The organism is Nitrosomonas sp. JL21 (assembly GCF_009833095.1).
Classification (GTDB): Bacteria; Pseudomonadota; Gammaproteobacteria; order Burkholderiales; family Nitrosomonadaceae; genus Nitrosomonas.
This window is the reverse complement of record NZ_QRCB01000031.1, coordinates 1-9689: the sequence shown is the minus strand read 5'-3', so window position 1 is coordinate 9689 and position 9689 is coordinate 1. Positions and strand designations below refer to the sequence as shown.

The window sequence follows — 9689 nt, the reverse complement described above, 5'->3', positions numbered from 1 at the left end:
CTGCCTACCAATTTCTCGACCTTGCTCCCAAAGGGCGTGATGAGGATAACTTCACATACCCGATGGAATGGGTACGTCGGCACGATCAATATTGAAGATACACATAACCTAAAGCTTAATGACGGAGTAATCCGAAGGAATTCGCCATTCATATAGACATTTGCTATGTTCTAAAGGGGAAAAGTCTTCCCCCTGCTGCAAACGCAGCATAGTTGCGTTTTCCGGCACCCCCATCTACGTGGACACCCCATAACGCCCCGCATATTGTGAACCGTAATCGGTTCATTTTATTTTTTTAAATTCCCCCGCTGGGAATCAATCAATTTAACACAGAACCTGTCTCCACCAAGTCATCCCCCGATCTTCCGCGCGCCGCTTGCGGCGCTTGTGCAGATCGGGCGGTTCCCCCTGACTTGTCTTCACCAGAACCTGTGTTGCGCTCGCTTCACTCGCTTTTCTCTGGGGTTTTTCAACCCCAGCGGGGGTTGTTTTTTAACCTTACAGAAGCGAGGAAAAACCATGAATGACGAAATCAGAATTTATGTTGCAGATTTAGCCGCATACAATAATGGAAAATTGCACGGTATATGGATCAATGCCTGTGATGATCTGGACGCTATCAAAACGCAAATTAATGAAATGCTTTCCGCAAGCCCCGAAGGCTTTGCGGAAGAATATGCCGTTCATGATTATGAGGGGTTCGGTGGTTATGCCTTGGGTGAATATGAAGGAATTGAATCCGCGCATGATATTGCTTGTTTCATTTCCGAGTATCCAGATTTCGGCGGCGAACTACTGAACCATTTTGGCGGGGACTTGAAGGAAGCCAGAACTGCCGCCGAGGAAAATTATTGCGGCTGTTACAAGTCGCTAGCTGATTATGCGCAGGAATTGACCGAGGAAACCACACAGATTCCGGAAAGCATTGCCTATTATGTTGATTATGAGCGCATGGGCCGGGATATGGATTTAGCCGGCGATATTTTTACTATCGAAGTCGGATTTGAAACCGTTCATATATTTTGGAATCACTGATACCAAGGAGAGCTAATCGCCAGCGCGTTCAGAAATGGACGCACTGGCACTGCTCACATATGGCTTGATGTTGTGCAATCTATCGTGTTCCAGCTTGATGAAAATATTTCATTTACAATCACAGATTCTCTTCCTAATGTATGTAATCTATTTTATTGATTCTGATTGAAGCATTACTTATTTTTTGAATCATTCTCTTTCATTACAGAATTATTGATAGGAGCGGTTATTACCTTGATAATCCGTTATTAGCCCTACGATAATAATGATCGCACCCATCGCAAAATAGAAATTTCTTGCAAATATTTCGTCGAAAAAATTAAAAACAAATGGTGCAGCAATTAACACTGGCCCAACAATTCTCTCGACCCATCCTTGTACAGTAAATGGGATGAGCTTAATAGCAGCGACGGGGAATCCAGAAATCAACGTTACAATCAAATGAGCGCCAGCTAAACTGTAGGACAGCAAAGCGGGTACACTACTTAAATCCAATAACGTTGGAGCCAATAAGAATATGAGAACTGTAAGGAAATCTAAATATCCGTGAGTACGAGGTGAGATCAGTTTCACTTTAACATTCCTTTGATGTGGTAAAAATCGCCACTCTAATAGAATGCTTCTCGTCAGTCTGTTATTTAGAAAACACCTTTGGTCAAAATGATCAAGGAACGCTGGAAAACTCAATTGATGTTAATGCAGAATCATTTATACAGATTTGCTCACGAGTATAATCCAAGATCCCCAGTTCTCTATAATTGTTCATAACGGTGCTTACAACAGAGCGACTTGCACCTACTAGATCAGCGAGTTCTTGCTGAGTAAGAAAAATTTCCAGAGAAAATCCATGCACGCATCGTGTGCCGAATAATTGAGCAAGTTCTAGAAGCATAGTAATAACTCGCTGTTTCACGGGTTGAGTTAACGTAGCAATTAATTTGCGCTCAATCTTTTGCTTATGAATATAAATTGATGTTAAGATTGCAGAAGAAAAACTAGCTTGCCGAGCCATCAATCGCTTAAAGTCGTTACATTCAATGCGATAACAATCAGCTTTTGTAAGCGCTTCTACACTTTCCTGCATACCCTGATTAGTATTGCATACATCCAGACAACCAATAACATCTCCCCCTGTTAGAAGTGCATAAGTGAGTTCATTTCCCTGCATGGTTATATGAGAAAGCTTAACAATGCCGTCTTTTATCAAGAAAACGTTTGCGCATTTTTCTCCCTGTTTATAAAGGAAAGATTTATTGCTAAAACTTATTAACTGGAGTGAAGGACAGCTTTCCTTAAATTCTTCTAGATTCCAATCAAACACTGATGACACATAACTTTCGTGCACAATTGATACTCCATAAGAGCAAAAAAATTTACGTCGGCAAAGATTTTTGACGCCAAATTGAATGGTTATATTCTAATTCAACATTGGTGTGAGCAGAAAACCGGAACAGAATTTGTGGTATAGCTATCGGTTTTATTCTAATTGTTGAACAAACGATACCAGAACAGTGCGATTTCCTTGGAGCTTTCAGGGAATCCGGCATATAAATATTGATCCATACCGCCGAGAACGAAACCGCAATGTTCATATAATTGACAGGCTGCGACATTGGTATCCTGAGTTTCCAATCGTAAACCGGAGAGATTCCTCTGATGTGCCCAAATTTCAGCTTCTTTCAAAAGAGTAGTTGCAATACCTTGACGACGGTGAGAAGCATCTACTTGGATATCGTCGATCATAGCCATTCTGTTCCAGCTTTCCGAAAGTAATAACAAACCTACAGGGCGGTTTTTCAAATAGGCCAAGAATCCAGCGTGAGTGGAAAATTTCAAATAACTCTCAGGTATTCGTGGATCGGTCTCGGCATGAGTATAATGTTTTTCATAGGCGGGTATTGAGATTATCTCGAAGCGGAAGCCATCGGACGAAGTCGAAAGTAACAAACGGGCATCGATAATAAATGTTCCATCAATAGTCTTGGCATCGGGTGCGTTATCACATGTGACAGGTTCAATGCGCAATTCGTCAATGGAGAACATCATGATTATTTGCTTCCGTTGACAGAGCTTGCAGCGCTAGTTCAGCAATGGAAAAATCCGAATCTGCGCTTTGGCGATCCCCATCTTCCAAAAACCATGAAGCTGATAAGCCAGCATATGCCAATGTCCACTGCAATAAGCGCCGTCGCTCCAGATTAGCGGCTTGCGCAATCACGTGAGATTGACGAATAAATCTGATGGGGTCAGTGACCGTTGGCAATTCCGGATTGCACAGAAGATTCGCATAGTCATAGCCACGTTCGCCGATTATGCGCTTCGGGTCGATGGCTAACCAACCACGCGAAGCAAAATCCAGTACGTTTTCATGATGCACGTCACCATGCAGCACGACAATGTCGCGTGGTGACGCCAACAGCTCACGTGCGACAGCCAAACTTTCAAGAAACACGCCACCTTCGCGCTGAGCAGCCGATTCTAACGCTTCAAACCAAATAGTTAATGGAACAAGTCCGGGTGGCGGCGCTGATCTGGGTTTGTGTAATTTGGCGATGACATCGCAAGCAATGCGACTAGCCTCATCATCCTGACCATTGCATGCCATATGCATGAGAGAATTTGTTCCTTGCGCCCGCTCCATCAATAGTGCATCGCCCTCGTAAGCATACACTCGCGCTGCGCCATCGCCATTCCACCATTGCATGACTAAACCGCCGAATTTTTCTTCGGCATCCATAGCAATTTTTAACATGGCAGGATTGCCATTTATGTACCCATCCATACGCACGGGCAATAAATAACTGCCGCGCGTGACAATGGGATCACCATCGGAAAGCAGATTCCAGCGACTTAAATAAGGTTCAAACATACAGTGATTTCAACAGAGCTTCACGGTTTGTAATCGTAAAGAGTAGCGGAACTGATGGTGGCCTCGTTGAGTATGGAGAAGATTTTAACAGTCACCGATTCTTTTACCAGTATAGGTGTGATCTATTTCCATCGGTTCCGATTGAGGCATTTTCATTTTAACGATAGCAGAACCCTTGTATTTGTCGGCACTAAAAATAATCCTTCCTGCGCCATTCATATTGAGTTCACCTTTGCATTTCATTTGCCATGACGCATCGTTACCTACAATTTTATAGCTGAAAAACTCACATGATTCATGAACAGCGATAGGTGGCCTCCCCTTATTTTTGTCATTCACACAAATGATATCCTTATGAGCGGGTATTGGCGTCATTATGTGAGGCATCACCGTTTGAGTCATGACTTCCCACTTACCTTTCGGAAATTCTTGGGCATTGACGTATGCTGTAAACATTAGTGCAATACACAAAATTACCTTTTTTAAATAGCCCGTAAAAATTATCATTCGTCCAGTTTTCTTTGATTGTAATGATTCTAAAGCTTCCGGTAGAAACGGCGATGTAGATCGTGCACCTGCTCAGCGAGATCGGAAGCCGGTCCTTCTACTAAAATATCAGGCGCAATTTCACGGATTGCCAAGCCTCGCACGGGAGATGAAGGAACTCCAAGCTCGGTAAGCCAAGCAGTCAGTTGACTTGAAGAGCTGATATACACAATACGACCAAGACCAACCCAACCGTGTGCAGCAGCACACATCGGACAATGCTCTCCCGAAGTAAAAACGGTAGCGGCAGCCCGCTCTTCAGGAGTCATGTTCGCAGCAGCCCATCGTGCCAACTCGAACTCGGGATGTCGAGTTCGATCACCGGAAGAAACCACCCGATTGCGATCCTCGGCAAGGACAGTGCCATTTCCAGCAACGAGGACAGAACCGAAGGGCTCGTCGCCTGCATCCAAAGCTTCGGTTGCCAATTCAATACAACGGAGCAAGTGCCCTCGTTCAGTTGTTGTTAGATTTAAAGGTGTAGTCATGTTCATGCATTCTGAAGCTGTTAGGCGTTATTCACGTATGGTTTGTTATTGCGATCTATCGTGTTTCGACTTATCCAGCCATACGAACTTAGAAAAATTGATATCAAATTATTACATTTTTCACGACATGAACAAATTAAATCAAGAATTGAAGTTATTCAGCACAATCTCCACTACCGCCATCAACTCTTCTTTTGTTGCTCCACTAGTTGCTTGTATTGATAACCCCTCATGAACCGTAGCAATATATTTTGCCATTACAGCCGCGTCAATCCGACTATCTAAGTCGTATTGCGTTTGAGCCAATTCAAATCGCTGGCGTAATAAGCTTTCATAACCCAATCGTTGGGCGATGAGTTGCTGCTGGATACTTTCAAAACCTTGCCCGCAATTTAATGCACCTTGAAGCACAAAACAGCCAAGCGGAGTTTGTTTATCTGTTAAGAAATCGACGGATTGAGTAAACAATTTTCGCAATGCTTGTTGTACTGTGGGTTCGTTTAGCGCTTCAGGAACAAAAGAAACATGATCGGCTAAATATTTCTCGACTGCCTTACGAAATAATTCTTCCTTGGTTCCAAAAACTGAATACATACTGGATTTATTAATACCCATTGCCTCAGTTAATTCTCCCAATGAAGCTCCTTCATATCCTTGTCGCCAGAAAACTCGCATCGCTTTTTCTAACGCATCGTTTTGATTGAAATTACGAGGACGTCCCCGTTGTGTCGTAGCGGTTTCTGAATTCATAAATATTTCGATATTTTGATGGTAACCGAGTATATGAATTGGCCTAAAACGTATCTATTTCCTGTAGTTCCGACACCGCAGTATATATCTACCGTAAGTGTCAATAACCTTAATGCTAAATAAATAACATAAAACAAATTGACAAGGATTTAAGTTAAATATAGCATTATGTACCGAACGGTACAATAATAAGTGTTAATTATAGCTTACTCATAAAACACTTAGAATTTCTTCATAGAATAAAGATCCGTTCCCAAAGAGGTTATTCATAAAAATATGAGTGCAAGAAATAAAGGTCTGAGTAAGGTTTGGATAACCATATATTATATTTCTGTTTACTGGAGAAAACATCATGCCCTTGTGGAAAGTCTATCATCCTACAAATGCATTTACTGACGTCGATAAACAAGAATTGGCTGAAAAAATCACTAACGTTTATGAAGGTGTACCCATCCCAAAATTTTATGCCGTAGTCATTTTCGAAGAAGTGACAAGTGGTAATTGTTTTGTTGGTGGAGTGCGCCATGACAAGTTTATTCGCTTCAAGGTTGATCAAATTGCCCGAACACTACCGGGTCCAGTCATACGAGAATGGTGGATGCGAACGCTCGACGAAGTGATTGCGCCTTTTGTTAAAGAGCGGGGTTTCGATTGGGAAATATCGATTGATGAAACCCCATTCGATCTTTGGTCGCTGCAAGGCGAACTGCCGCCACCTTTCGAATCGATAGCTGAAAAACGCTGGGTTGCGGAAAACAAAGCCAGTCCTTACACCTACCAAGAAAAACTCCCTGCGGGTCACTTTTTATTGACTCCTGGCGTAACAGGTTAGCTAAAAAAGTGACCGGCTTAATATGAGCCGATCACTTTTCATGGAGCATGAAATGAGATACTTTCTTAACTACTGGTACTAAACCGATAACACCTCCTATTTTGGAAACGTTGACGCTAAAGAGAGAAAAATTTCTAGCGCGTCCAATCTGGAACCTGCTGACGTGGTTGCGGGCGATCCCGGTTTTGCTCTTGGCGCTGCGCCTCAAGCTGTTCAAGGCGCTGTTCACGCATGGCTTGATATTGCGATTTATCGTGTTCCAGCTCGTCCAGTCGGTAAGTTTTTAATGATTCCAGTCGCTCGATACGCGATTGCAAGGCACGACGGGTTTCAAGCTGCTGAAATATGAGCGTGTCACGTTCCTGCTGCTGGCGCATTTCAACATTCCAAGCATCCTGTTCATTACGTTCCTCGATTTTGTGGCGTTTGCCCGTGAGCCGATCAAACAACCCACGAAAACCTGTGTTGAAATTGCTCCGCCATTCCCGCTGCTTGTGTTGCCAGTATAATTGCTGGGTATCATGCAGTTTTTTTCGTTCAAATCGGTGCTGGTGTATTAAAACCTGCCGCTTTTCTTCCAGTTCAGCCCGTCGGACTTCAAGTGCATTTTCTTGTTGTTGAGAGAGTTTTTCCAATCGTGCTGACATATCTTTGGCAATCTGAATTCTGGCTTCATTAACCGATGGCAAGCTTTTTTCATCGGCCAGCCGCTCGCGTACTTCCTTGGTTTTGATGCCGACCCATTTGGAGACGGCAAACACTTCGCCTCGATGATCCACCGCAACGAATCCACGCCGATCACCTCGGGCGAGCACATAACCGTGCTCTTTGAGTGCATTTGCAAAAGCACTCTGGTTTTTACTGAATGACCAGCATTCTTGAAATACCGCTTTGATCTGTTTCGGGTCTTTGCCGATCCGCTTAGCTTGTTGCCATTCCGCTAATGTAAAGTTTAGAGGATCACGGGCATGAGCCTGTTTAAGGCCATCAGGCATCGTCCAACCGTATTGCAAATACAATTCACGCGATAATTCCGTTAATTTTTGTTTAGTAAATGAAAGTTGTACCGCTTTCATTTCGTCCACCTTGATCCTCGACCACACCGCATGACAATGCCTACGCCCATTTTTTTCGTGAAACACAATGGCGCGGGGCTGGTCGGTCAGACCTAATTTTTCCTCTACCTTCCCAATAGTCTGCTCAAATGTTTCGGTTGAAACGTTTTGATCCTTCGGAGGATTGAGGCTTAAAGAAAATAAAAACTGCTTGCAGCGTGTGGCGCGGCTGATCGCATGGGTTTCATTCAATGCAGCCATGAGATTATTTGAGGCAAATCCGCGTACCTCATGAACTTCCACATGCTCATTTTCCTCTTTGAGCAAGTGCAGGGCCAAATCTCTGGCCCCGCCACGTTGATTTCCGACGAGGATCATTCGCCGTCTACCGATTTTATGCCAAGCGCTGTAATGAGCAATGCCCTCATGGCTTGGATTTCACTACAGGCTTGCTCGATCTCACGCTCGATTTCAGGCGTTATATCCAATGTTCCCATATTAGCAGCTTTGGCCAATTGGTTAATATTGGAAGCCAATCGTGATTGACCTAATTCGCTCAGTAACAAAGCCAGCATGGCGCTATCGGGGACAGGTTTTTTGACCGTGCGGCGTTTTGCAACCTGCTCATTGAACAAGCGGTTACGGATATATGAACCCAGCGGTTGATTGCCCGCCATTTCATTCAGCCGCTTACGCTCCTCAATTGTGAGGCGCAAGGAAAATGGAGGCGTGTAGCGCCGTTTCGACTTCTTAGGTGGTCGTGTAGCAGCCGCCGAAAATGCCTGAGCTACTGATGGTGCATCGTCGAAGCCGCTCATGGTGACGGCTCCTGATAGTACGGAACATTATTTTTGAGATAGTCGTTCCATTCCTCTAAAACTTCCAAAATGCGGTTCGAAGATTCACACTCCGTCTCCGGTAGCGCTTTTGAGTTGTTGGGTTAAAAGGTAATGTGGCCTGCAGATCTCCTGGTTTCCAGGGTTTCTGCCAGGGCGCCGTACCTTTTTTGAGCTGTTCGATCAGATTCTCGGCGACTTGCTCATGGAATGATTTATTAGGTATTTTCATGATCAGCCCCCAGAATGTCTATAACGCTCTCCAGCGCATCTTTGGCATTTAAGGCATCCTCGGCAAAGGCTCCGAGCATTTCTGCCTCCTGAGGCTCAAATTGAGCCTTGAAACCCGGTATCTGAGCATCGAATAGCTTTTCCTCTATGACTTCTTGTATTTCAGGATTGTTGGTTTCAATATCGATCGGTGGTCTATGCATGGCTTTGACTCCTATTAATTTTGATTAATGACCCCAGGTAAGAATCGGACGAACAACTTGCCTAATCTGATCGCGCGCCATGAACCCAAAATAGCGCGCATCAAAGGATTGTGGATTTAAATCGGATAGCAGCAGGTACTCGGAATCTTCCAGTACGGCTTGAAGCCGCAATTGTGGCAATGAATATCCCTCAGCGTCAGCTATTAACTGAGCGCTATTGGGTAAATGTTCACCATTCACAAAAATGCCAGCCTGATCGATCAATACGGTATCTCCTGCCATTGCTACGACACGTTTGAGCAACAGGCTATAGCCGCCTGGGCAATTACCGCGACCGATATACCCTCTCGCGAGAGCATCATCAAACAGATCAGTTTGTGGTGGACAAAAGGCGACATGAGTGCCTTTCTGAATGGGTTCATCAACAATTCTGTAGAACCCCAAAGGTAGACTCGGTGTGGTATTGATATAGATTCCGCTTGATTTAGCAGCAATGCTCAGTACAAGCAATCCAATACTCAAGATCAGAATCACTTTGGCCATTCCTCTGGTTAGTTTTGTCAGGAAATGGATGACCATGATTCGGCGCTACTTGAAGAGCCGGTTAATTTATCGCTGAATTTTGGTGGACTCACCTGAGCTCGCGCACTAAACGCTTCATCCTCAAAGTACAGAGTTTGCGTGCCATAGATCGCCGGGAAACCTGCAACATAAACGATCATGTCTCCTGGTTTGGTAATATTGCCGTTTGTGTCTTTCAGGGGCCCGGGCAGTCGCATGCATTCATCCGGCGTCAATAATGCGCGTTGGGTTTCCTGTAGCGTGCGAGTGACATGACCGTGCA

General features: G+C 44.2%; 15 protein-coding genes. 2 read left to right on the top strand and 13 right to left on the bottom strand.

Features of this window, described 5'->3' with window-relative positions; all coding sequences use genetic code 11:
- Positions 1-519 precede the first annotated feature (519 nt).
- Positions 520-1035, top strand: coding sequence for an antirestriction protein ArdA (locus tag ABF87_RS10510; protein ID WP_160829083.1), 516 nt, complete (start codon positions 520-522; stop codon positions 1033-1035).
- Between the two features lie 210 nt (positions 1036-1245).
- Here the strand turns inward: ABF87_RS10510 and ABF87_RS10505 are convergent, their stop codons facing one another.
- The 7 genes from ABF87_RS10505 to ABF87_RS10475 all read right to left on the bottom strand — a co-directional run bounded on the left by ABF87_RS10505 (position 1246) and on the right by ABF87_RS10475 (position 5688).
- On the bottom strand, positions 1246-1608 hold the full coding sequence (locus ABF87_RS10505) for a hypothetical protein (RefSeq protein ID WP_160829082.1): 363 nt from the start codon (positions 1606-1608) through the stop codon (positions 1246-1248).
- Positions 1609-1699: 91 nt separating this feature from the next.
- Positions 1700-2380 (bottom strand): Crp/Fnr family transcriptional regulator, encoded by a 681-nt coding sequence (locus ABF87_RS15420; protein ID WP_345789905.1) that lies wholly within the window; start codon positions 2378-2380, stop codon positions 1700-1702.
- 137 nt (positions 2381-2517) lie between these two features.
- Positions 2518-3081, bottom strand: coding sequence for a GNAT family N-acetyltransferase (locus ABF87_RS10495; RefSeq protein ID WP_160829081.1), 564 nt, complete (start codon positions 3079-3081; stop codon positions 2518-2520).
- Positions 3065-3904 (bottom strand): aminoglycoside phosphotransferase family protein, encoded by an 840-nt coding sequence (locus ABF87_RS10490; RefSeq protein ID WP_160829080.1) that lies wholly within the window; start codon positions 3902-3904, stop codon positions 3065-3067. The genes ABF87_RS10495 and ABF87_RS10490 overlap by 17 nt, the downstream gene beginning before the upstream one ends.
- 84 nt (positions 3905-3988) lie before the next feature.
- A complete protein-coding gene (locus ABF87_RS10485; protein WP_160829079.1) occupies positions 3989-4411 on the bottom strand; it encodes a DUF3617 family protein in 423 nt (140 codons plus the stop codon).
- 29 nt (positions 4412-4440) lie between these two features.
- A complete protein-coding gene (locus tag ABF87_RS10480) occupies positions 4441-4938 on the bottom strand; it encodes a nucleoside deaminase (RefSeq protein WP_160829078.1) in 498 nt (165 codons plus the stop codon).
- Between the two features lie 141 nt (positions 4939-5079).
- Complete coding sequence (locus ABF87_RS10475; protein ID WP_160829077.1) at positions 5080-5688, bottom strand: TetR/AcrR family transcriptional regulator; 609 nt, start codon at positions 5686-5688, stop codon at positions 5080-5082.
- Between the two features lie 352 nt (positions 5689-6040).
- Here ABF87_RS10475 and ABF87_RS10470 point away from each other — a divergent pair, with 352 nt between their 5' ends.
- Entirely contained in the window at positions 6041-6520 is a 480-nt protein-coding gene (locus ABF87_RS10470) for a tautomerase family protein (protein WP_160829076.1), read from the top strand.
- A 134-nt stretch (positions 6521-6654) separates the two neighbouring features.
- On the opposite strand, the gene ABF87_RS10465 is transcribed toward ABF87_RS10470, so the two are convergent.
- The 6 genes from ABF87_RS10465 to ABF87_RS10440 form a co-directional block, all read right to left on the bottom strand.
- Positions 6655-7953 carry a relaxase gene (locus ABF87_RS10465; protein WP_160829075.1) on the bottom strand — a complete coding sequence of 433 codons (1299 nt, stop codon included), beginning with the start codon at positions 7951-7953 and terminating at the stop codon, positions 6655-6657.
- Entirely contained in the window at positions 7950-8393 is a 444-nt protein-coding gene (locus ABF87_RS10460; protein ID WP_240143634.1) for a hypothetical protein, read from the bottom strand. Before ABF87_RS10460 ends, ABF87_RS10465 begins: the two co-directional genes overlap by 4 nt.
- 55 nt (positions 8394-8448) lie before the next feature.
- Positions 8449-8643 (bottom strand): ArdC-like ssDNA-binding domain-containing protein, encoded by a 195-nt coding sequence (locus ABF87_RS10455; RefSeq protein ID WP_160829074.1) that lies wholly within the window; start codon positions 8641-8643, stop codon positions 8449-8451.
- Positions 8630-8845, bottom strand: a complete 216-nt coding sequence (locus ABF87_RS10450; protein WP_160829073.1) for a conjugal transfer protein TraD — start codon at positions 8843-8845, stop codon at positions 8630-8632. The genes ABF87_RS10455 and ABF87_RS10450 overlap by 14 nt, the downstream gene beginning before the upstream one ends.
- 24 nt (positions 8846-8869) lie before the next feature.
- Positions 8870-9424, bottom strand: a complete 555-nt coding sequence (gene traF, locus ABF87_RS10445) for a conjugative transfer signal peptidase TraF (RefSeq protein ID WP_160829072.1) — start codon at positions 9422-9424, stop codon at positions 8870-8872.
- Positions 9406-9689: type IV secretory system conjugative DNA transfer family protein (locus ABF87_RS10440; protein WP_160829071.1), on the bottom strand; the 284-nt coding region annotated here is incomplete at its 5' end. The genes traF and ABF87_RS10440, both read right to left, overlap by 19 nt.

Bases quoted from the DNA above. Each gene is read 5' to 3' on its own strand.
- ABF87_RS10480 (WP_160829078.1), bottom strand. From the start codon at position 4,938: ATGACTACACCTTTAAATCTAACAACAACTGAACGAGGGCACTTGCTC.
- ABF87_RS10460 (WP_240143634.1), bottom strand. From the start codon at position 8,393: ATGAGCGGCTTCGACGATGCACCATCAGTAGCTCAGGCATTTTCGGCG.
- ABF87_RS10510 (WP_160829083.1), top strand. From the start codon at position 520: ATGAATGACGAAATCAGAATTTATGTTGCAGATTTAGCCGCATACAAT.
- ABF87_RS10455 (WP_160829074.1), bottom strand. From the start codon at position 8,643: ATGAAAATACCTAATAAATCATTCCATGAGCAAGTCGCCGAGAATCTG.
- traF (WP_160829072.1), bottom strand. From the start codon at position 9,424: ATGGTCATCCATTTCCTGACAAAACTAACCAGAGGAATGGCCAAAGTG.
- ABF87_RS10475 (WP_160829077.1), bottom strand. From the start codon at position 5,688: ATGAATTCAGAAACCGCTACGACACAACGGGGACGTCCTCGTAATTTC.
- ABF87_RS10485 (WP_160829079.1), bottom strand. From the start codon at position 4,411: ATGATAATTTTTACGGGCTATTTAAAAAAGGTAATTTTGTGTATTGCA.
- ABF87_RS10490 (WP_160829080.1), bottom strand. From the start codon at position 3,904: ATGTTTGAACCTTATTTAAGTCGCTGGAATCTGCTTTCCGATGGTGAT.
- ABF87_RS10495 (WP_160829081.1), bottom strand. From the start codon at position 3,081: ATGATGTTCTCCATTGACGAATTGCGCATTGAACCTGTCACATGTGAT.
- ABF87_RS10465 (WP_160829075.1), bottom strand. From the start codon at position 7,953: ATGATCCTCGTCGGAAATCAACGTGGCGGGGCCAGAGATTTGGCCCTG.
- ABF87_RS10470 (WP_160829076.1), top strand. From the start codon at position 6,041: ATGCCCTTGTGGAAAGTCTATCATCCTACAAATGCATTTACTGACGTC.
- ABF87_RS10450 (WP_160829073.1), bottom strand. From the start codon at position 8,845: ATGCATAGACCACCGATCGATATTGAAACCAACAATCCTGAAATACAA.